This is a genomic window from Caballeronia sp. M23-90 (assembly GCF_053574605.1).
The window spans coordinates 1-19,665 of sequence record NZ_JBSIPA010000016.1 but is presented as its reverse complement, the minus strand read 5'-3'; the positions used below and the strand labels follow the sequence as shown (position 1 = coordinate 19,665).

At 59.4% G+C, this 19,665-nt stretch carries 21 protein-coding genes; 12 read left to right on the top strand and 9 right to left on the bottom strand.

Annotation, left to right across the window (positions count from 1 at the left end):
• Positions 1 to 284: 284 nt before the first annotated feature.
• Complete coding sequence (gene mctP, locus ACRXB1_RS03330; RefSeq protein ID WP_449491084.1) at positions 285 to 1,772, bottom strand: monocarboxylate uptake permease MctP; 1,488 nt, start codon at positions 1,770 to 1,772, stop codon at positions 285 to 287.
• Positions 1,772 to 1,975 carry a DUF3311 domain-containing protein gene (locus tag ACRXB1_RS03325; protein WP_062001133.1) on the bottom strand — a complete coding sequence of 68 codons (204 nt, stop codon included), beginning with the start codon at positions 1,973 to 1,975 and terminating at the stop codon, positions 1,772 to 1,774. The genes mctP and ACRXB1_RS03325 overlap by 1 nt, the downstream gene beginning before the upstream one ends.
• 306 nt (positions 1,976 to 2,281) lie before the next feature.
• On the opposite strand from ACRXB1_RS03325, the gene ACRXB1_RS03320 reads away from it, so the two are divergent.
• The 6 genes from ACRXB1_RS03320 to ACRXB1_RS03295 all read left to right on the top strand — a co-directional run bounded on the left by ACRXB1_RS03320 (position 2,282) and on the right by ACRXB1_RS03295 (position 8,034).
• Positions 2,282 to 3,676 carry a cache domain-containing protein gene (locus ACRXB1_RS03320; RefSeq protein WP_174364440.1) on the top strand — a complete coding sequence of 465 codons (1,395 nt, stop codon included), beginning with the start codon at positions 2,282 to 2,284 and terminating at the stop codon, positions 3,674 to 3,676.
• Complete coding sequence (locus tag ACRXB1_RS03315) at positions 3,655 to 4,323, top strand: response regulator transcription factor (protein ID WP_449491102.1); 669 nt, start codon at positions 3,655 to 3,657, stop codon at positions 4,321 to 4,323. Before ACRXB1_RS03320 ends, ACRXB1_RS03315 begins: the two co-directional genes overlap by 22 nt.
• Before the next feature lie 85 nt (positions 4,324 to 4,408).
• Positions 4,409 to 5,065, top strand: a complete 657-nt coding sequence (locus tag ACRXB1_RS03310; RefSeq protein WP_449491083.1) for a M24 family metallopeptidase — start codon at positions 4,409 to 4,411, stop codon at positions 5,063 to 5,065.
• A gap of 72 nt (positions 5,066 to 5,137) precedes the next feature.
• Positions 5,138 to 6,067 carry a LysR family transcriptional regulator gene (locus ACRXB1_RS03305; RefSeq protein ID WP_449491082.1) on the top strand — a complete coding sequence of 310 codons (930 nt, stop codon included), beginning with the start codon at positions 5,138 to 5,140 and terminating at the stop codon, positions 6,065 to 6,067.
• Positions 6,068 to 6,265: 198 nt separating this feature from the next.
• Positions 6,266 to 7,468, top strand: a complete 1,203-nt coding sequence (locus ACRXB1_RS03300) for an NAD-dependent formate dehydrogenase (protein ID WP_213777914.1) — start codon at positions 6,266 to 6,268, stop codon at positions 7,466 to 7,468.
• Between the two features lie 59 nt (positions 7,469 to 7,527).
• Positions 7,528 to 8,034 carry an HPP family protein gene (locus tag ACRXB1_RS03295; protein WP_449491081.1) on the top strand — a complete coding sequence of 169 codons (507 nt, stop codon included), beginning with the start codon at positions 7,528 to 7,530 and terminating at the stop codon, positions 8,032 to 8,034.
• Positions 8,035 to 8,089: 55 nt separating this feature from the next.
• Here the strand turns inward: ACRXB1_RS03295 and ACRXB1_RS03290 are convergent, their stop codons facing one another.
• Both ACRXB1_RS03290 and ACRXB1_RS03285 read right to left on the bottom strand, forming a co-directional pair.
• A complete protein-coding gene (locus tag ACRXB1_RS03290) occupies positions 8,090 to 8,878 on the bottom strand; it encodes an aldolase (RefSeq protein ID WP_449491080.1) in 789 nt (262 codons plus the stop codon).
• Positions 8,879 to 8,947: 69 nt separating this feature from the next.
• Complete coding sequence (locus tag ACRXB1_RS03285) at positions 8,948 to 9,865, bottom strand: LysR family transcriptional regulator (protein ID WP_449491079.1); 918 nt, start codon at positions 9,863 to 9,865, stop codon at positions 8,948 to 8,950.
• Positions 9,866 to 9,973: 108 nt separating this feature from the next.
• On the opposite strand from ACRXB1_RS03285, the gene ACRXB1_RS03280 reads away from it, so the two are divergent.
• Positions 9,974 to 10,894, top strand: coding sequence for a DMT family transporter (locus ACRXB1_RS03280; protein WP_449491078.1), 921 nt, complete (start codon positions 9,974 to 9,976; stop codon positions 10,892 to 10,894).
• A gap of 4 nt (positions 10,895 to 10,898) precedes the next feature.
• Here the strand turns inward: ACRXB1_RS03280 and ACRXB1_RS03275 are convergent, their stop codons facing one another.
• A complete protein-coding gene (locus tag ACRXB1_RS03275) occupies positions 10,899 to 11,783 on the bottom strand; it encodes a LysR family transcriptional regulator (protein ID WP_075360152.1) in 885 nt (294 codons plus the stop codon).
• Positions 11,784 to 11,904: 121 nt separating this feature from the next.
• Here ACRXB1_RS03275 and ACRXB1_RS03270 point away from each other — a divergent pair, with 121 nt between their 5' ends.
• From ACRXB1_RS03270 to ACRXB1_RS03250, 5 genes are all read left to right on the top strand, one after another.
• Entirely contained in the window at positions 11,905 to 12,753 is an 849-nt protein-coding gene (locus ACRXB1_RS03270) for a transporter substrate-binding domain-containing protein (RefSeq protein ID WP_075360355.1), read from the top strand.
• A 13-nt stretch (positions 12,754 to 12,766) separates the two neighbouring features.
• Positions 12,767 to 13,450, top strand: a complete 684-nt coding sequence (locus ACRXB1_RS03265) for an ABC transporter permease subunit (protein WP_174363430.1) — start codon at positions 12,767 to 12,769, stop codon at positions 13,448 to 13,450.
• On the top strand, positions 13,440 to 14,102 hold the full coding sequence (locus tag ACRXB1_RS03260) for an amino acid ABC transporter permease (RefSeq protein WP_449491077.1): 663 nt from the start codon (positions 13,440 to 13,442) through the stop codon (positions 14,100 to 14,102). Before ACRXB1_RS03265 ends, ACRXB1_RS03260 begins: the two co-directional genes overlap by 11 nt.
• Before the next feature lie 52 nt (positions 14,103 to 14,154).
• A complete protein-coding gene (locus ACRXB1_RS03255; protein WP_062001121.1) occupies positions 14,155 to 15,120 on the top strand; it encodes an agmatinase in 966 nt (321 codons plus the stop codon).
• A gap of 86 nt (positions 15,121 to 15,206) precedes the next feature.
• Complete coding sequence (locus ACRXB1_RS03250; protein ID WP_075360155.1) at positions 15,207 to 15,614, top strand: RidA family protein; 408 nt, start codon at positions 15,207 to 15,209, stop codon at positions 15,612 to 15,614.
• Between the two features lie 50 nt (positions 15,615 to 15,664).
• Here the strand turns inward: ACRXB1_RS03250 and ACRXB1_RS03245 are convergent, their stop codons facing one another.
• The 4 genes from ACRXB1_RS03245 to ACRXB1_RS03230 form a co-directional block, all read right to left on the bottom strand.
• Positions 15,665 to 16,543 (bottom strand): DMT family transporter, encoded by an 879-nt coding sequence (locus tag ACRXB1_RS03245; protein ID WP_449491076.1) that lies wholly within the window; start codon positions 16,541 to 16,543, stop codon positions 15,665 to 15,667.
• Positions 16,544 to 16,962: 419 nt separating this feature from the next.
• Complete coding sequence (locus ACRXB1_RS03240) at positions 16,963 to 18,216, bottom strand: MFS transporter (RefSeq protein ID WP_449491075.1); 1,254 nt, start codon at positions 18,214 to 18,216, stop codon at positions 16,963 to 16,965.
• A 52-nt stretch (positions 18,217 to 18,268) separates the two neighbouring features.
• On the bottom strand, positions 18,269 to 19,084 hold the full coding sequence (locus ACRXB1_RS03235; RefSeq protein ID WP_449491074.1) for a siderophore-interacting protein: 816 nt from the start codon (positions 19,082 to 19,084) through the stop codon (positions 18,269 to 18,271).
• Between the two features lie 29 nt (positions 19,085 to 19,113).
• On the bottom strand, positions 19,114 to 19,665 hold a 552-nt coding region (locus ACRXB1_RS03230; RefSeq protein ID WP_449491073.1), incomplete at its 5' end, for a PadR family transcriptional regulator.

The following is a 19,665-nucleotide window of genomic DNA, read 5'->3' as shown; positions in this document are numbered from 1 at the left end:
CGGCTTAAACAATGTAAGGAAGCACGGGCGTGCAGGGACGATCGTCTTGGCGAGTCGAATGTTAGCAGTTGCGCAGAGGGGGTGCTGGCGCTCGAGGCTTTAGCTCGGACGTAAGAGACTCGCTAAAAGCGCTGCGCCCGGTCAGGGGGCATACGCTAAGCGGGCAATGGACGCGTATTTCTTTTTTGATTGAGGCGCGTCGATTTGCCGCTAGTGAGAGTCACCTATGAATTGGGCGCCGGCACCACGGCCGGCGCCCAATTAAGACCGCTAATTTAGCCGACTTAAGCAGCCGAGCGCGTTGCCGAAGCAATCCGCGCCGGAAACACCGTCGACAGCACGAGCGTCACAACAATATTGACCGCAAGCGCAAGCACGCCGATATAAATCGGATACGTCGTGGCGCCTACGTGCAAAGCGTAGATAGGCTTGAGCCCTTGCATGAACACCATTGTCGTGCCAAGCCCAATCCCCGCCAGCCAGCCAATAAACAGCGCGGGTAACTTGAGCCAGCGCGTGTACAGCGAGAACACGACTGCCGGGAACGTCTGCAAGATCCATACGCCGCCAAGCAATTGCAGGTCGATGGCAAATTGCGTCGGCAGGAAGATGATGAAGACCAGTGCGCCCAGCTTGACTGCGAGCGACACCACCTTGGCATTGGTCGCTTCCTGTGCCGGCGTAATGTTCGGCTGAACCAGCGGCTTCCACAAATTGCGCGTGAACAGGTTTGCCGATCCAATCGACATGATCGCGGCAGGCACCAGCGCGCTGATCGCGATCGCGGCCGCAGCGAAGCCGACGAACCACGACGGGAACAGCTTGAGGAACAAAGCAGGCACCACATCGGTTGGCGAAGTGACCTTTACACCAGCCGCAATTGCCATGTAACCCAGCAGCGCAATCAGGCCGAGCAGCAGCGTGTAAGCCGGCAAGGCAATCGCGTTCTGCTTGATGGTCTTCGCGCTCTTGGAGCTGAGCACGCCGGTCAGCGTGTGCGGATACATGAAGGCTGCCATTGCAGAGCCGAACGCAAGCGAGGCATAAGCCGTAAACTGGCTTGCCTTGAGCGTAATGCCCGTCGCTCCACCCTTGGCCGTAAAGAAGTGATCGGCGGCATCGAAGACGGATGCATAGCCGCCAAGCTTGCTGGGAATGAGCCAGATCGCCGCGATCACCACGATGTAAATCATGATGTCCTTGACGAAGGCGATCATTGCAGGCGCGCGCAGGCCGCTCGCATACGTGTACACCGCAAGAATGATAAAAGCGACGACCAGCGGCGTCTCACCCGTCACGCCAAGGCTCTTGATCACCACTTGCATGCCGACGAGTTGCAACGCAATGTACGGCATCGTCGCAATGATTCCCGTCAACGCGATAGCCGCGGCAAACCATCGTCCGCCGTAGATACCCTGCACGAAGTCAGCGGCCGTAATGTGATTGTTCTTCTGGCAAACCGACCAGAGCTTGGGCATTACCGCGAACACGAACGGGTACACGATGATCGTGTAAGGCAGCGCAAAGAATCCATATGCCCCGACTGCGTAGACGAGTGCCGGGACCGCAATCACCGTGTACGCGGTATAGAAGTCGCCGCCCACGAGGAACCACGAAATGACTGCACCGAACTGGCGGCCACCGAGTCCCCATTCGTGCAATTGCGTCATGTCGCCCGCTTTCCAGCGCGCCGCGAAAAATCCCAGCACTGTGACCAGCGCAAAGAATCCCAGGAATACGAGACCGGAGGTCCAGTTGAATGTCGTCGGCATTATCGGACCCACTTGTAAATGACGTACAGGATCAGCGACGTCAGCGGCACCCATAGCAGCTGATACCAATAGAAGAAAGGAAAACCGGCGAATGACGGACGCACGTCGTTATAAAAGGGCAGCCACAATAAGGCGACGTAAGGGATCAACAGCAGCAGCCTGCCGGCTGCGCGTTTTCCGGAGGAAACGCTTTCTGAACTCATGGATATCTCCTGGAACCAGTCTCTTTTCGAACTGGAGCCGGAGTATTAGCGGAATTTCGGTTGTCGCCTTCCGTAGTAATACGTAGACGCGGCGTGTGCTCTATGGCGCAGCGCTGCGAGGCTTAACACGCAAGTGTCTTTACAAGGTCAAGGGCGGAATCACCCTACGTAATACTACGCAGACGAAAGGTGTCTTAACGGCAGGTCGTGCGGAGGGATGGCACAATTCGAGGCTGGACAGGGATATTCGGCCGAACAAATCCAGCGTCCCAGCGGAAAAATTCAATGCGACTCTCTTTGCACGGGATGAAGCGAAAGTGGCTGATTCTCGCTCTTCTTCCATTCATCGGAGCAATGGCTACGATTGCCATTGCCGTAGCGTTCCAGGCCAAGGCCTTGTCGAATTCGGAGCAGCGGGAGATTGCAGCGGCTTACCGAAGCAGCAAGGAAGTCGAGCTCAAGAATTACGTCGCGCTGGCGGAAAGCGCGGTTGCGCCGCTTTACAACTCAGGTCGTGACGACCCCGCTACGCGCGCTGAGGCGCTGGCAATCTTATCGAAACTCGAGTTCGGTAGCGACGGCTATTTTTTCGTCTACGACCTTCAAGGCGATTTGCTGATGCATCCACGCCTGGCGCAGCTCGTAGGCACGAACCTCTGGTCCATGCACGATCCTCATGGCGCGCTTACCATTCAATCTCTCTTGGCAAAGGCTAAAAGCGGCGGCGGGTTTGTCGAATATTTATGGGAGCGTCCGTCGACACATAAAATGGAATCAAAGCTTGGTTATGTGGTGACTTTCGAACGATGGGGATGGATGGTCGGGACGGGCATCTATCTGGACGACGTCAATATGGCGCTTTCTCAAACAGGGCGGCAAGCGTCGTCGAATATTCGCCATACGCTGTTTTTGATCGGACTGGTCGGTGCGCTGGGGATGGGATTCATCGGCGCTTGCGGCATTGCAATGAACGTCACCGATCACCGCAGCTCGGACGCGCAGTTGAAGATCATGGCGCGTCAGGTGGTTGAATCGCAGGAGGCGGAGCGAGGCCGGTTGTCGCGCGAACTTCACGACGGCATCAGCCAGATGCTCGTATCCATCAAATTGCTGCTGGAGTCGGCGCTTGCGCTAAAACCTGTCAATGCCAGCCGGGACGATCCTAGCGGACCGCCTATTCACAACGCATTGGCGCAGACGAACCGGACGCTGGCCGAGATCCGGCAGATCTCCCACGACCTGCGTCCGGCCATGCTCGACGATTTTGGCCTCGGCGCCGCCTTGCGCCAGCTTGCGCTCGAATTCAACGAGGCGCGTAACGCACCGCACACGAACGTCACAGTCGATGCCGCAAAGAGCGATGCGCATCCGCTGCCCGACGCCGTGAACACGGCGCTATTTCGTGTCGCGCAGGAGGCGCTGACGAACATCCAGCGCCATGCGCATGCGGCCAACGCACGCGTCACGCTCACTTGCGCGCCGGGGCGGGTCGTCTTGACAATCATCGATGACGGTATCGGCTTCGGTTCCGGCGCAGTGCAGTCGGACCCGCGACGAGGTATCGGCCTGCGTAACATGCGCGAACGCGTGGAGTCGCTCAACGGCTCCTTCGGAATCGAATCGCGGCCGGGATGGACTGGCCTGACGGCTGCGATCCCGGTCGAATTCCCCTCAACCGTATCAAGCCACTTGAGCTCATGACAGGCACTATCGACATCTTGCTGGTGGACGATCATCAACTCGTGCGCGACGGATTGAGGCTGCGGCTGGATGCCATCGACGGCTTCCGGGTGGTCGGTGAAGCGAGCAATATGCCGGAGGCGCTGCGGGTCATGGAGCGTCTTTCGCCGCGGCTCGTGCTGACGGACCTCAGCATGAAAGGTGGCAGCGGCGTAGCGCTTACGCGCGAAATACGGCAGCGCCATCCGGCAATGCACGTGCTCGTTTTATCGATGCACAACAACGCCGAATACATGGCCGAAGCTCGAGCGGCAGGCGCAAGCGGATATGTGCTCAAGGACGCGCCGGCGACGGAGATCATCGCTGCGATCCATACTATTCTGGGCGGCGGCGCCTATTTCAACGAACAGGTGAAACAGGCTGCGGCGGTTCCGGTCAAAAGCCACGCCAAGGACCGCAGCAATTACAGGCAGATCGAAAAGCTGACGCCGCGTGAACAGGAGTTGTTGCGCGACCTCGCCAATGGCCTTTCCAACAAGCAGATCGCGGTGCTGCACGGGCTCTCGGTCAGGACGGTGGAGACGCACCGAATGTCGATCAAACGCAAGCTGGATATTGAGGGTCAGGCGGAACTGATCAAGTTTGCTGTTGAATTTTTCAGCGCTTGAGACCGGTCCCATTTTGTCATGGCGGTGGACTTTCTTATCGGCCATCGATATATTTATCTGGATATAACGACGGAGCGTCCCAGTGGTGAATAGCGCGCAAGAGGCAGTCGGCGAGAAATTCGTTCTCGAATCCATGCGTCGCGCACGTGACAAGACATGGGAAGTGGTCGAGCGGGTTGCGTCGAAGGTCAAGCCCGGAATGCTGGAGTCGGAAGCCTTGGCCGAATGCAAGAGCGTTCTTCAGGACATGAAGATGGACCGAATCTGGCATCCCATCCTGATCCGCTTTGGCGAAAATACTCTGCGAACCTTCAAGGAGCGCTCCCAAGGCGATCCGCGGCTCAAGGACGACGACATCTTTTTCATCGATCTGGGTGTGGTCTGGCAAGGCCACGAAGGGGACTCGGGCGCGACTTTCGTGGTCGGTGCGGACGCCGAAATGCACGCGTGCGCGCAGGACGCAAAGACCGTCTTCGATGAAGTCGAACACCACTGGCGCACAACCGGCGCAGGCGGCAAGGCGCTGTACGACTACGCCGCCGAACGTGCGCATGCGCTGGGATGGAAGCTGAATCTCGACATCAAGGGACATCGGGTCAGCGATTTTCCGCACGCCATTTACAAGGCGGGCAATCTCGGCGATTTCCAGCCGCACCCGAATGCGGGATTGTGGATTCTGGAGATTCAGCTCGCGCATCCGACGCGTCCATTCGGCGCTTTCTACGAGGATCTGCTCGTCTAAGCCTAGAGAGCCCGAAGGGCGTGTGAAGGATCTCGACGGACCATAGCCAACCAAGGCCAACCAAGGAAAGCGATGTTCATTCGCCAGCTCGAGTATCTCGTCACGTTGGCAAGGGAGAAGCATTTCGCGCGGGCAGCGGAGGCGTGCCACGTATCCCAGCCGGCGTTGTCATCGGCTATTCGCACTCTCGAGACAGAACTCGGTCTCGTCATTGTCGAGCGGACACGGCGGTTCGTGGGGTTCACCGAAGACGGCGAGCGCGTGCTCGGATGGGCGAAGCAGACGCTGGCGTCGCTCCAGAACATGCGCCACGATGCCTCGGCCGCGCAGATCAAGCTCATCGGGACCCTGCGCATAGGGGCGATCCCGACCATCATTCCGGTGACCGCGCGCATGCTCGCGCCTTGCATGCGCGAGCATCCGGACATGAGGTACGAGGTTCGCTCGCTGAGTTCCGACGCCATCCTGCGTCAGCTCGACGAATATGAACTCGATGTCGGCCTGACCTATCTCGACGATCAGGTCCAGGCCGGTTTCAGCGTCCTGCCGCTCTATTTCGAGCGATATATGCTTCTGTCACCCGCAAGCGCCGGGGACAGCTTCAGCGCGCCGATACAGTCCTGGAGCGATGTCGGTGAATTGCCGTTAGGGCTGCTCACATCGACCATGCAGAACCGCCAGGTGATCAATGCTGCGTTCCGGCGGGGGAACGTGCAGCCGCGCGTCGTGCTCGAGACTGATTCGCTGCTCTCTCTTTATGCTCACATCCAATACGCCAGCCTGTATAGCGTTTTTCCTCATAGTCTGCTTAGCGTGCTGCCTTCGGGCAACGATGTGCGTGCATCGCTCCTGCTGCCCGAATTGACGCGCGGTATCGGCCTGATTGCGCGCAGCCGCAATGCGCTGCCGCCGCTGGTTGCCGCCATGTGGCGCTCGGTGGAGCAACTCAACCTTCAGCGCGAGTTCGACGCGCTCGTACCTGCTGCCGTTCAAACGGCCTGATCACGCACGCTCAAGCCGACCCGCGTTCGCCTGCGTTGATAACAAGGGCTTATCAAGTGATCCATCCAAACGATTGGACCCGCTGCCGCGACTTGTAGACACTCAATCTCGTCGACGTACCAACCTCATGTTCGACGAGGCGGCGCTCTTCGCCAGAAGCGCCGGTGTAAATCAAATCAAAGTGGAGTGGAGACAATCATGGCCAAGGTTCTTTGCGTTTTATACGATGATCCCGTTGATGGGATGCCGAAGAAGTATGCACGGGACGATGTACCCAATATCACGAAGTACCATGACGGGCAAAGCGCGCCCACGCCGAAGGCGATTGATTTCAAACCGGGCGAATTGCTGGGCAGCGTGTCGGGCGAGCTGGGCCTGCGCAAGTTCCTGGAATCGCAAGGCCACACACTGGTTGTGACGTCGGACAAGGACGGCCCGAACTCCACGTTCGAGCGCGAACTCGAGGATGCTGAAATCGTTATCTCGCAGCCGTTCTGGCCCGCGTACCTGACGGCTGAACGCATTGCAAAAGCGCCGAAGCTGAAACTTGCGCTGACTGCCGGTATCGGTTCGGATCACGTCGATTTGCAAGCTGCTATCGACCGTGGCATTACCGTTGCCGAAGTGACGTTCTGCAACAGCATCAGCGTGGCTGAGCATGTCGTAATGATGATCCTGTCGCAGGTTCGTAACTACCTGCCGTCGCATGAGTGGGTCAAGAAGGGCGGCTGGAATATTGCGGATTGCGTGTCGCGTGCATACGACCTGGAAGGCATGAACGTAGGTACGGTCGCCGCCGGCCGCATTGGTGCAGCCGTGCTGCGCCGCCTCAAGCCGTTCGACGTGAAGCTGCATTACACGGACCGTCACCGTTTGCCGGAAGCTGTCGAGCGCGAGTTGGGCGCCACGTGGCACCCGACTGCAGAGTCCATGGCGAAGGTCTGCGATATCGTCACGATCAACTGTCCGCTGCATCCGGAAACCGAGCATCTCTTCGACGAAGCGATGATCAACAAGATGAAGCGCGGCGCCTACATCATCAACACGGCGCGCGGCAAGATCGTGGATCGCGACGCTATCGTCCGTGCATTGGAAAGCGGTCAACTGGCAGGTTACGCGGGCGACGTGTGGTTCCCGCAACCCGCGCCGGCCGATCACCCGTGGCGCACCATGCCGAACCAGGGCATGACGCCGCATACGTCGGGCACGACGCTTTCCGCACAGGCGCGTTACGCAGCGGGTACACGGGAAATCCTTGAATGCTGGTTCGCCAACGAACCGATCCGCGACGAATACCTGATCGTCGACGGCGGCCGACTCGCCGGTGTGGGCGCTCACTCGTACAGCGCAGGCAATGCAACGAAGGGCTCTGAAGAAGCTGCCCGTTACAAGAAGGCATAACAATGCCGGCACGCCGGTCCAGACCAACCGGCGTGCCCGACCGCAAGGATGTTAGACCTATGAGCGAGCAGACTGCTAGAGCGGCGCCAGCCGTTCATCATCCAACCCACTTGAAGCAAGCACTATTCGGTTTTCTGGGCGGTACATGTGCAATAGGATTGATCGCATGGCTCGGGCATGTGACGAGCAGCCCGCTGGTGATCGCACCATTCGGTGCATCGAGCGTTCTGCTGTTTGGCGCGCCCGACAGTGCCTTCGCTCAACCGCGCAATCTTGTCTTCGGGCATTTGCTTTCCACTGCAGTCGGACTTGCGATGTTCTATATGGCAGGGCCGGGGATATGGCAAATGGCGCTGGCTGTTGGCATTGCCATCGGACTCATGCAACTTGGACGTTGCGTACATCCGCCGGCGGGAGCCGATCCGCTAGTGATCATGTTAAGCGGCAATGCATCGGCGGGATTCTTCTTTGTCCCTGTATTGACCGGTGTATGTTTGCTTTTGGTGATCGCGCTTGTCTTCAACAATCTCGTGCGTCGTCACCGATGGCCTCAGAAGTGGTTGTAATTCAACCGATGGCGGCAGCGTTGCCCCTGCCATGTTCCTGATTCCTTGCTAGGGCTTATTCTTCGAACTTGTTTCCGTGACTGCGCAATATACGTAGCGCGCTGTCCAGATGCGCGCGTGCGCTTTCTGCATCGCCCAGGCGCATTTGCTCGTAGGCAAGCTGCGCCACTTCATGCGGAATCGGCTTGAGCGGTCGATTGCTCGCCATGGCCTTGAGTTGGACCTCAGCCGCGCGCTCGAGATAATAAAGATCGTCCCACGCTTCAGCGATGCTCGCCCCGCCCACCATCACGCCGTGATTCTTCAGAAATAGCACGTCGGCGCTGCCCATTGCCAACGCAATGCGATCGCCTTCTGATGCGTCCAGCGCGAGACCGTTGTAGTGCTCGTCCACTGCGGTACGGCCGTAGAACTTCAGTGCAGTCTGGCCCAGCCATAGAAGCGGCGGCCCTTCGAGCAAGCACAGTGCAGTCGCATTCGGCATATGGGTATGGAAGGCCGCTTTGAGACGCGGTTTTAGCCGATGCAAACGCGCATGAATATAAAACGCGGTGGCTTCGGGCTTGCCTTCACCAGCGATCACATGTCCTTCGAAATCGCAAACGAGCAGGCGCGACGCCGTCACTTCCGCGAACGCATAGCCGTAGGGATTGACGAAGAACAGGTCCTCATGTCCCGGCACGACTGCCGAGAAATGGTTGCAAACGCCTTCCTCGAATCCGCGCTGGGCTGCCAGCTGAAAACATGCGGCAAGCTCGACACGCGCCTGCATGACTGCATCGGAATCCAGCCGTGCACGATTGGACGATGCGTGTAGTTCGCCAACTGAAAGCGTATGAGCCATGATGATTGCCGTGGAGTTTCAGTGCTTTGAGTATACCGAAGAGCTTAAGCGTTTTCGGTCTCGACGCGCCTAAGCGCCGACACCTTTCTCAACCAGATAATCAATCAGCACCCGCACCTTGGGCGGTAAAAACCTGTTCGGCGGATAAAGCAGCCACACCTCTCCCACGTATGCCTGTGCAGCGAAGGTCCAATCGGCAAGCACCTGTACCAGTTCGCCGCGCGCCAGCGCATCTGCAGCGGTGAATTCCGGCAAGTTCGCAATGCCAAAATCCTGCAACGCGGCGTCGAGGCGCGCGCCCGCATGGTTCGCTATATAACGCCCGTGGACTTCGACCGTTTGTGTTTCGGAACCACGCTGAAAACGCCAGCGGTTGTCATCGGCGGTCTCGCCCAGATACAGGCAATCATGCTGCGCCAGATCGCGTGGGTGCGTGAGCGTACCGCGCGCCTTCAAGTAAGCGGGCGATGCACACAACACCCAACGTACCGAACCCAGCCGCCGTCCGGCCAGACCCGGCGGGGGATGTTCCGTCAGACGGATCACGAGGTCGATATCGTCGTGAAGCGGGTCGACTTCATGATCGGCGTAATACAACTGCAAGTCGACGTCCTCATATGCGCGCAAAAATCCCGGCACGAGAGGGTGGATCACGGTCTTTGCAAACGCAGTCGGCGCACTGAGACGCACCTTGCCTTGCGGCCGGCCGACGAGTGACCCGGCTGCATCCACGGCGCCCGATGCAGCGCTGACGATGTCGCGGCAATACCGGACGACCTGCTCGCCCGATTCCGTCACTCGCACTTTGCGCGTGGAACGTTCGAGCAGGCGCGTGGCCAACGCTTCTTCCAGGCGCTTGATCTGACGGCTTACCGTTGAAGGGGTACTGCCAAGCTGGCGCGCCGCGACCGAAAAATTGCCGCAGTCGACAACGCGCGCAAACACGGCCATGTCAGGCAGCAACGCAAACAGTTCGGTAGGGTTCATCGATAATCCGTGATTGATGCATTTGCGACATAAAGCCTGTGCGCGTCGGCCCGATTATCACCGCAAGCGCAAGGCTCGACAATACGGATTCTTTCACCGGGGGCCGCCATGCCAAAACAAGATCGCCTGCTGTTAGGTTCCGATTTGATGCTGCTGGTGGTCGCCGTGGTGTGGGGCACGAGCTACGGCGTCGTCAAGAATGCGCTCGTGTTCTACCCCGTGCTCGGTTTGTTGACGCTGCGGTTCGGCATGACGTTCGTGGTTTTGTCGCCCGCGTTGCGTCATTTGCGTCACGCCGATGCACGCACGCTGCGCGGCGTGTTTATCGCAGGGGTCTTGTTGTTGGGCATTTTTCTTTGCGAGACTTTTGGCGTGCTGCTTACCCGCGCAGCCAACGCGGCATTTCTGATCAGCCTGTGCGTAGTCATGACGCCGCTGGTCGAATGGTTTCTGCTCAAGCGCAAACCCGCTCGCATGGAATGGGGCGCGGTTGCCCTTTCTCTGTTTGGCGCATGGTTGCTGGCCGACGACGGTACGTTCGTCTTCAATCCCGGCGATGCGTTGATACTCGCCGCCGCATTTCTGCGTGCGCTCAATGTATGCGTGACCAAGCGCGTGATGCGTGATTCGGTGTTGCCCGCGTTATCGGTGACAGCGGTGCAATCGGGCGTAGTTGCGGTCGGCAGCGCGGCGGTGGCGCTTCTGTTCGCACCGCGCCAGTGGCAGCATGTGCCTTCTTTCGCGGGGCACACGCCGTTCTGGATCAGCATGTTTTATCTGGTTTTGGCTTGCACGCTGTTCGCATTCTTCGCCCAGAATTACGCGATCAAGCGCAGCAGTCCCACCCGCGTCGCGTTGCTGATGGGCAGCGAACCGGCGTTCGGCGCGTTGTTCGCGTGCCTCTGGCTTGGTGAAAGAATCTCGGTAACGGCGTGGGTTGGGGGCGGGTTGATCGTCGTGGCGTCCATGCTCGCGACCGTGCGCTGGGGTAAAGCCGCAAGCGTCCAGTTGTCCGCGGGAAGCGCCTGATCACTCAGCGATGTGCCTCCAGCAACAGATTCAAAAACGCTTCCGCACTCCGGGTGAGAGGCCGCGCTTCTTCCACGATGGCGCAAAAGGGCATCGAATAGAAGGGTGATTCAGGCAGTACCGCGAACTCGTATCGCGGCGAAAGTTGCGCTGCGTAGTGCTCGGGCAACAAGCCGACATAGCGGCCGGTGGCGACCATCATGGCCACGGCTTCGAGCCCGCTGACCTCGAGGCCCTGGGTGAATCCCTGCGTTGCGAGCGCGTCCTCGACGAACGGATGAGGCCTGTACACGAGGGGTAAAACGCGTGTATCGGAATTTGCATGAATCTCGCCGGAAGCTGCCGGCCGATAAAACACGCGATGCGTCTCGGTGAAAAGCGGGTAGTGCCGGAACGCCCGAATCCGTTTATAAGCGCCGCGTATTGCGATCTGCACGCGCCGTTCGGTAAGCGCTGCGCCAAGGTCGCTGAATGTCATTACCGACAACGACGGCCTGACGAGCGGCGCTATCCGGTGCAACTCGCCGAGTGCCTCCGAAATCCTGCATCCCTCATGCGTAAGCACATGTTCGGATGTGCCAAGCAGCAACGGACCGGACAGGACTCCGCGCACGGCATCGACTTCCGGTTTGATGCGCTCGAGCGCTTCCAGCGCCTGCAACGCGACCCTCAGCGCAACTTCCCCGCCTTCGGTCAGCTGGAATCCGCCGGGACCGCGCTCGCACAGCTTCAGTCCAAGATGCGCCTCCACTTCGTTGATATGCCTGCTGATCGACGCCTTCGACATCGATAAAGCCCGCTCCGCCGCGGCGAATCCGCTCGCCTGCGCCGCCGCGCAAAACACGCGCAGCGAACGCAGGTCGCGCTCGGTCAGATCCATTTTTTTCATCGGCGCGCGGCTCAAAAGGTTTCGGTTTCCGGAACCATAACCGCGAAAAAATGGTTTTTCAAAACTTTTTTGACTACCTACATTTCCCTCACCAATGCTTTTCAACGATCCGGGGATTCACATGAACACGCTCGACCGACGCAAATTCATCACCATCGCGGGCGGCGTCTCGCTTGCGATGGCCTTGCCTTCCCTTGCGTTCGCGGAAGGCGGAACGCTTGCGGACATTCGCAAGCGCGGCAAGCTGACAGTCGGCACCGAGGCGGCTTACGAGCCCTACGAGTTCGTTGAAAACGGCAAGGTAGTGGGCTACGGTCACGACATTCTGGATTACATGGCGAGCAAGCTCGGCGTCACGCTCGATCAGGTCAACCTGCCGTTCCAGGGACTGCTGCCCGGCCTCATGACGCACAAGTTCGATTTCGTCGCGACGAGCGTTGGCATCAATCCTGAGCGCGCGAAGCGCTTTGCGTTCTCGGAGCCCGTAGGTGTCGTCGATACCGTGCTGGTCGTGCGTTCAAATGACAGCGCCATCGCCAAAGCGGAAGATATCGCAGGACATGTGGTTGGCACGCAGATGGGTTCGTCGTCACAACCAATCGCGCAAGCCTTCGATGCACAACTGAAAACCAAGGGCGCCGGTTATGCCGATATCAAGCTGTTCCAGGCCTATCCGGACGTCATGGTCGCGTTGACGAACAAGACGCTGGATGTGGGCATCATGCCGTCGAATGTTGTTGCCGTGCTGATGAAGAAGGAGCCGGGGCAGTTCCGCGTCATTGGCAAGATCGGTGAGCCGAAGATGCTCGCATGGGTCGCGAACCCGCAGGACCTGGAGATTCGCACGTTCATCAATACGTCGCTCACCGAATTGACGAAGAGCGGCCAGCTGGCGCAAATGCAGAAGAAGTGGTTTGGCTACACGATGAACCTGCCAACCAGCGGCTATTTGCCTGAAGGCGCGGTCTGAGGCGCAGCGCCGCATGTTCGCTTTCATAAGCAGCCAGCTCGCCGTGCTCGCACCGTTTTTCCACGATGTCGTTGCGGGCGCGATCACGACGATTCTATCGAGCGTGGCGGCGTTCGTGCTTGGCATCGCGATCGGCGCGATGTTGCTGTTGGTGCGCCAGCACGGCGGCCGCGTGCTCGCGTGGCTCGTCATTCTCTATGTAAGCCTGATACGCGGTACGCCCGCGCTGATTCAGATGCTGGTTGCGTATTACGTGCTGCCTGCCGTGCTCAATCTGAATATCTCGCCGCTGCAGGCAGGCATTCTCGCACTTGCATTGAACACTGCGGCGTATGTCTCGGAGATCTTGCGTGGCGCATTGAACTCGCTGGGCCGCGGGCAGATCCCGGCGGCTCGTGCGCTTGGCATGCCTGCCTTTCAGGTGTGGCGATACATCGTGTTTCCGCAGCTTTTTTATCGTTCGATCCCGCCGCTGACCAACGAATTCACGATGCTGCTGAAGGCGTCTTCACTAATGTCGATCATCGCGGTGCACGACCTTGCGACGGTCGCACGCGACGCGACCCTGCAAACCAACTTGCCGCTGCAGGTGTTTTCCGCGACGGCCGCAGTCTACTTCGCGATTCTGTTCGTTGCGTCGTCGGCATCGCGTGGACTTGAACGCCGCGTGGCTAAGGTGTTACCCAATGTCCATTGACCTGGCTGTCGTTCAATCGTCCATCCTCCCGTTGCTCAAAGGGCTGAAGGTTACCGCTCAGGTCTGCGTGCTCGGCATTCCGCTCGGCATCGTGGCAGGCACCGTTGCCGCGTATTTCCGTGCCTCGGCATGGCGCGTGTTGCGCGCAGTCGCGCTCTCGTACGTGGAGATCGTGCGCAATGTCCCGTTTCTGATACTCGTCTACCTGAGCTTCTTCGGCTTGCCGAAGCTGGGTGTATCGATGCCCGCGTTTGCGATCGGCGTAGCGGCCACGGCGTTCTACACCGGCGGTTACTTCTGCGAGATCCTGCGCGCGGCATTCGGCAGCCTCGCGCATGGACAGGTGCAGGCGGCGCGCTCGCTGGGGCTTTCGGGTCTTCAGGTGCAGCGTCATGTGGTCTTGCCGCAAATTTTTGGTTTTCTCGCACCGGCCACGACCAGTCTCACCATCATGATGTTCAAGGACTCGTCGATATTCTCCGTCATGAGCCTGACGGAGCTGACCTATCAAAGCAACCTGCTCACCGCCGATACCTTCGCGTACGTCGAAGTACTCGGCACCACCGCGCTCATCTACTGGCTGTGCAGCGTGCTGCTCGACGTGGCAGGGCAATGGTCGGAGCGATACGCAACCCGATACCGGCGCGTCTGATACTGCGCCTCCCTTGCCGTAATCAATTCCACTTAATACAGGATTCCTTATCATGACCAAGCCACTGACTGTTCCTCCTAAGACCGGCCACAAGACGCTCCTTTATTCCGAGCTGGCGATGGACCTCGATAACCTCGACGCCGACATCGCCGTTCTCGGCATGCCCTATGGTTCGGCATATTCCGCCGCCGATTTTACCAATGACCAGACCAATGCACCTACCGCAATCCGTCAGGCAACTGACCGCGTAGTGCGTTCGCCGGGCCACTACGATTTCGATATCGATGGTCCGTTGCTGCAGGAGCGCACGGACATTCGCTTTGTCGATTGCGGCGATGTGATTGCCGATCTCGCGGCGCCCGGCAGCCATTACGAGCGCGTCGAGCAAGCCGTGCGCAAGATCCTGGCTGCAGGCGCATTGCCTATCGTGATGGGCGGCGATCATGGCATCACCACGCCGGTGCTGCGCGCGTTCGACAGCCTTGGCCCGATCACGCTGGTTCATGTCGATGCCCACCTCGACTGGCGCGATGAAGTGAACGGCGTGCGTGACGGTCTCTCCAGCCCGATTCGCCGCGCTTCCGAAATGAAGCATGTCGCGAAGATCGTGCAGATCGGATTGCGTGCGCAGGGCAGCGGCCGTCCGGAGGAATTCCGCGCCGCGAAGGCCTATGGCTCGGACCTGATCACCGCTTACGAGCTTCACGATATCGGCATGGACGCTGTGCTCGCGCGCATTCCGGATGGCGGCAACTACTACCTGACCATCGACGCCGATGGCCTCGATCCTTCGGTCATGCCGGCCGTCGCAGGTCCCGCGCCTGGCGGCGTGACCTTCCTGCAAGCCCGCAAGCTCATTCACGGGCTCGTGAAGAAGGGCCGTGTGGTTGGCATGGATATCGTGGAGATTCAGCCTGAGAAAGATGTGAACCAGATCTCGTGCGTGACGGCGGGGCGGCTGATCCTGAACCTGATCGGCACCGCTATCCGCGCAGGCTATTTCGATAACCGCCGCTAGTCGTGTGCGGTTCGTCCAGGCCGGAGCGCGCTCGGCTGTTCTTGGCGCGCATCCCGGCGCATTGATTTTATTTTCTACGGGACATCATGGAACACACTCGCATTCGTCCGTTCAACACGAAGGTCACCTATCCCGAACAGTCGCTCGATAACGATCTCGCGCAAGCGGTCGTGGCGGGCAACATGATCTTTCTGCGCGGCCAGATTGGCCAGGATATCGATACATACGAATCGGTCGGTATCGGCGATGCCGCAGCGCAGGCCGAAAAGGCAATGGCCAACGTCAAGATGCTGCTTGAAGAAGCCGGCAGCAAGCTCGAAGACATTTGCAAGGTGACGATCTATCTGACCGACGTGCGGTATCGCGAGGCGGTGTATCGCGTGGTCGGGCGCTGGTTGAAGGGTGTGCACGCGGTATCGACGGGACTGACCGTTACTGCGCTTGCGCGTCCTGAATGGCTGGTCGAGGTCGACGTGATCGCTGTGAAGTCATGACGCTTGCTTGAAGCGGCGGCCCGGAAATGACTTTCCAGGCCGCCGGCATGCTACGCGTGCCCGACGTTATGCACGGGTGTTGCCCGGAAAACGAGGACAAGCCCGGCAAGTATCAACGCCATTCCCGCGACGCCTGCCGGTGCGAGGTGGTTGCCGAGGAAGATGTAGTCCATGATCGCCGTGCAAACAGGCACGAGATAAAAGAGGCTTGTCACGTTGACGAGATTCCCCGCATTCACGAGGCGGTAGAACAGCACCTGCGCAAACACCGATATCACGATGCCTAGCCAGAACAACGGCAAGAGCAGCCCCGCACTCAGGACGATACCGGACGGCTGCAAAGGCAGGAACAACACGCATAGCACGAGGCTGACTGCGTTTTGCAAAGGCAGGATATAGACAGGCTGCTGCTTCAGGCGTTTTTGCAGAATGGCCCCGACCGTCATGCAACCGAGCGATGCGGATGCGAACAACAGTCCCAGCGCCGGGAAGTGTCCGATCCTTCCCGCTCCCAACACGACCAGACACAAGCCACTCAAGGCAAGTAAAAGGCCGCCCGCGCGCCGTATCGTCAATCGTCGTTCCACGAGCAACAGCGTCAACACAGGCTGAACGCCCAGGATGGTGGCGAGAATGCCGGGCGTCATTCCATGGTCAAGCGCAAGCAGATAGCAGATGGAATAACCGCCTGTGAGCAAGCCGCCGGTAAGCGCAACCTGAAGTCTCGTTCCTCGCGCGGGCAGCCATCGTCCGCGCCATACGCCCAGGGCCGCGAGGACCGCTGACGCGAGTGCGAAGCGCATGACGAGAAAGGGTAGTGCGGGAGCATGCTGAAGCCCTGTTTCCGAAACGATCGCACCGCTGCTCCAGAGCAACACGAAGAGCGCCGTCGAGCCATAGGCTGCGAAGGCTGTTTTTACAAAGACCATGATTCATTCACCTGTCGAGGGAATAGATGACCAGGGCGAACACGGTCACGCCGCCAGAGCACGCAAGGTGCAGCGGTCGAGCCGGTTGCCAGGATTCAGTGGCTGTTGATCAGCCGCAAACGAGTCCACGCGGAGGCGCTGCTGCGCCTGCGGTGACGGCGTTCGGAGGAGATGCGGGGGGTGAAGCGACAGGTGGGGAAACAGTAAAAGCAGACAGACGGGCCGTTTGCGCACGGCTGATCGTCGAGTCGAACTCGATATCAGCGGAAAGAATGTGCGCGGGCTTCGTCATGAGAGAGATGCAGGTTCGTTGAAGGTTCGTGGCTTCGTGAGCGTGAGATTACCGTTTCCGCGAAGCTTGTGCAACACACGTTCAGGTGGCGTGGCGGACCACTTAACAAGCTGGTCCGCATCACACCTTAAGCCTCGCCCAGCGGTTCGGCTGCAACGGCGCTTGCCGCGGGCCTCTCCGACGACGACTTTATGCGGCTGATCCACACCGCCGCCGCGATTACGAGCACGGTCGCGAGCCATCCATTGACGCCATACCCTTGAATGCTCCCGTCAGCACCGCTCGACAACAGCAAGCCCCCAAGCCACGCGCCGCAACCGCTGCCAAGCGCCTGCAGCGCACTGTTCGTGCTGAGGAACGCGCCCCGGTTGGCGGGCTCTGGAACCGTCGTAAGCAACGCCTGCATGGGAACCATGCGGCCGGAAACCGTCACCATGAAGACCGGGAAAAACAGCAGCAGCAATACATACGGCAAGCTCGGTAAATGCGTGACGAAGAGGATGGGCAGAAGGGAAACGGCGACCATCACGCGGAACATGTGGCGGCTGCCGTAACGATCGGAAAGACGGCCGACAAAACGTGAAGTGAAGAACGTCGCCGCGCCACCGCCCATATAAAGCCAGGACAATTGCGCAGGCTGCACGCCGTGATTGGCGACCAGCACGGGCGATATGAACGGGATCACCAGCATCTGCGAGCCCATTACAACGAAGGTCATGGCGAACGCGCTCATGTATCGAGGGTTCGTCAAAAGCCGCCATAACGATGGCAGCACGCTTCGCAACGCAGGCTGTTGCCGTCCCAGGTGTTCGGCCAGCGTGGGTACGATTCGCATGCCGCCGAGCCATATCAGCACGGAGAGCACCGTCAGCAGGATGAATGGCGTGTACCAGCCGAAGTGCGCGCCGAGCAGAATGCCTGCCGGCACGCCCGCAACGGCGGCCAGTGAAAACGCCGTCATGATCGTTCCAGTCGCGGCGCCGCGCCTTGCCACGGGGATGACGTCGCTGACAATGGCCATCACGACCGAACCGAGCATGCCGCCGGTGATGCCCGCGAATGCACGCGCTAAAAGCAGGATAGGGAAAGTGGGCGCAAAGGCGCAAGCGAGGTTGGATAAAGCAAACAACGCATACACGGCGAGCAATAACCGGCGCCGGTCGAAGCGATCGATATACGTCGCCCCCAGCAGCCCGGAAAGTCCCGAGCACCATGAGTACGCCGAGACCGCGGTGGCAAATGCAGCGGGTGTAATCTGAAAGCTGCGCATGATCTGCGGGCCGAGCGGCATCATCACCATGAAGTCCATGATGATGGTGAACTGGGTGAGTGCGAGCAGCCACAGCAGGCGCCGCTCGCGAGTTGAATCGAGACTATACATAGCCATCCTGATTGAATTTATTCTTTTGGACGCGACGTGTGCGATTCAAGGTCTAGTCGTCGATAGACTCATGGACCGCAACCGCGCCGCGCTTCCAGTAACTGGAGGCGCGAATGCGGGTTTTATCGATACCGCGTTCCGTGCACAAGTGTTGACGCGCCGCACGAACCACGCTCGACTCAGCCGCTGCCCACACATACCCTTCGCCATCGGGCAGATACATTTCGCGCAGTGCGAGCAACAACGCACCGCCCGGAAACTCGGATTCGTTACGGTAGCGCCATTCTGCGTAGAGGTCCGCATTGGTACTGAATTCGATTTTTGCCGATGGATCCTCAACTTCGATCAGCGCTGCAACACGGGTTCCCGCAGGCAACTCTTCCAGACGGCGCGCGATGGCGGGCAGCGCGGTTTCATCGCCTATAAGAAGATGCCAGTCGAACCCCGTGGGAATGGTAAACGAACCGCGTGGGCCGCCAATGCCAAGGTACTGACCCACGTCTGCTTGCCTGGCCCAGGTCGCGGCGGGTCCTGCTTCGTGCAACGCGAATTCGATATCCAGTTCCCGGGCCTCACGATCGAAACGGCGCGGCGTGAAGTCGCGTGCGATCGGTCGCGGCTGGTCTTCGGCGAAGACGGGACCATTGGGGCCGGCCGTCGGGACCACGGGTTTTTCTTCGCCGGGAGCCGGGAAGAAGACCTTGATGTGATCATCGAACGATGCAGATTCGAAGTCCTGGAGATCTTCGCCGCCCATTGTGACGCGCAGGAGATGCGGTGTTACCAGATGAACCCGCTTGACTTGAAGCAGGCGGAATTTGAGTGCATAGCGAACGCGCACGACCGCCAGATCGGGTCTGTTTTGCATACTGTCTTTCCTTGATCGTTATGTGGATTTCAAGCCGGATCACTCGTCGCCTTGCCTTCGATTTCGGCCGTGGCGCGTACGAGAATGGCGGCGATGCGGCGCTGTTCGGCGATGGTGGCTTCGGTTCGCATCAGCAGTGCGTGCTTCAGCGCACGGCGTGCCTGGATGTATTCCGGCAGCCAGGTGTTGTCGCCGTCGCCGTTTTCGTCGGAAGTCTCGCCAGCGAACGCGCGGCGCACCGAATCCATCTTGCGAGCAAAATGACTGAGCTTCGCGAACATGATGTCGACGCGTTCCCGGTTGGCCGCCAGATACTCGCGGCCAGGTTCCGCTAGCGCGTAACGCTTGCGGTTGCCTTCCAGTTCGACGGTCGCGTAACCGAGTTCTTCAAGATAGGTCAGCGCCGGATACACCATGCCCGGACTCGGCGTGTAGAAACCGTTCGACCGGACTTCGAGTGCCTTGATCAGCTCGTAGCCGTGACGCGGCTGCTCGGCGAGCAGAGCGAGGAGCAGGAGCTGAAGGTCGTCGGACGTGAATTTGCGACCGCGCGGCATGCCGTCTTCGCCGCCACCATCACA

What these genes read in the sequence shown, in the direction of transcription:
- mctP (WP_449491084.1), bottom strand. Translation starts at nt 1,772, where the DNA reads ATGCCGACGACATTCAACTGGACCTCCGGTCTCGTATTCCTGGGATTC.
- ACRXB1_RS03325 (WP_062001133.1), bottom strand. Translation starts at nt 1,975, where the DNA reads ATGAGTTCAGAAAGCGTTTCCTCCGGAAAACGCGCAGCCGGCAGGCTG.
- ACRXB1_RS03320 (WP_174364440.1), top strand. Translation starts at nt 2,282, where the DNA reads ATGAAGCGAAAGTGGCTGATTCTCGCTCTTCTTCCATTCATCGGAGCA.
- ACRXB1_RS03305 (WP_449491082.1), top strand. Translation starts at nt 5,138, where the DNA reads ATGTTCATTCGCCAGCTCGAGTATCTCGTCACGTTGGCAAGGGAGAAG.
- ACRXB1_RS03300 (WP_213777914.1), top strand. Translation starts at nt 6,266, where the DNA reads ATGGCCAAGGTTCTTTGCGTTTTATACGATGATCCCGTTGATGGGATG.
- ACRXB1_RS03295 (WP_449491081.1), top strand. Translation starts at nt 7,528, where the DNA reads ATGAGCGAGCAGACTGCTAGAGCGGCGCCAGCCGTTCATCATCCAACC.
- ACRXB1_RS03290 (WP_449491080.1), bottom strand. Translation starts at nt 8,878, where the DNA reads ATGGCTCATACGCTTTCAGTTGGCGAACTACACGCATCGTCCAATCGT.
- ACRXB1_RS03285 (WP_449491079.1), bottom strand. Translation starts at nt 9,865, where the DNA reads ATGAACCCTACCGAACTGTTTGCGTTGCTGCCTGACATGGCCGTGTTT.
- ACRXB1_RS03280 (WP_449491078.1), top strand. Translation starts at nt 9,974, where the DNA reads ATGCCAAAACAAGATCGCCTGCTGTTAGGTTCCGATTTGATGCTGCTG.
- ACRXB1_RS03275 (WP_075360152.1), bottom strand. Translation starts at nt 11,783, where the DNA reads ATGAAAAAAATGGATCTGACCGAGCGCGACCTGCGTTCGCTGCGCGTG.
- ACRXB1_RS03270 (WP_075360355.1), top strand. Translation starts at nt 11,905, where the DNA reads ATGAACACGCTCGACCGACGCAAATTCATCACCATCGCGGGCGGCGTC.
- ACRXB1_RS03265 (WP_174363430.1), top strand. Translation starts at nt 12,767, where the DNA reads ATGTTCGCTTTCATAAGCAGCCAGCTCGCCGTGCTCGCACCGTTTTTC.
- ACRXB1_RS03260 (WP_449491077.1), top strand. Translation starts at nt 13,440, where the DNA reads ATGTCCATTGACCTGGCTGTCGTTCAATCGTCCATCCTCCCGTTGCTC.
- ACRXB1_RS03255 (WP_062001121.1), top strand. Translation starts at nt 14,155, where the DNA reads ATGACCAAGCCACTGACTGTTCCTCCTAAGACCGGCCACAAGACGCTC.
- ACRXB1_RS03250 (WP_075360155.1), top strand. Translation starts at nt 15,207, where the DNA reads ATGGAACACACTCGCATTCGTCCGTTCAACACGAAGGTCACCTATCCC.
- ACRXB1_RS03245 (WP_449491076.1), bottom strand. Translation starts at nt 16,543, where the DNA reads ATGGTCTTTGTAAAAACAGCCTTCGCAGCCTATGGCTCGACGGCGCTC.
- ACRXB1_RS03240 (WP_449491075.1), bottom strand. Translation starts at nt 18,216, where the DNA reads ATGTATAGTCTCGATTCAACTCGCGAGCGGCGCCTGCTGTGGCTGCTC.
- ACRXB1_RS03235 (WP_449491074.1), bottom strand. Translation starts at nt 19,084, where the DNA reads ATGCAAAACAGACCCGATCTGGCGGTCGTGCGCGTTCGCTATGCACTC.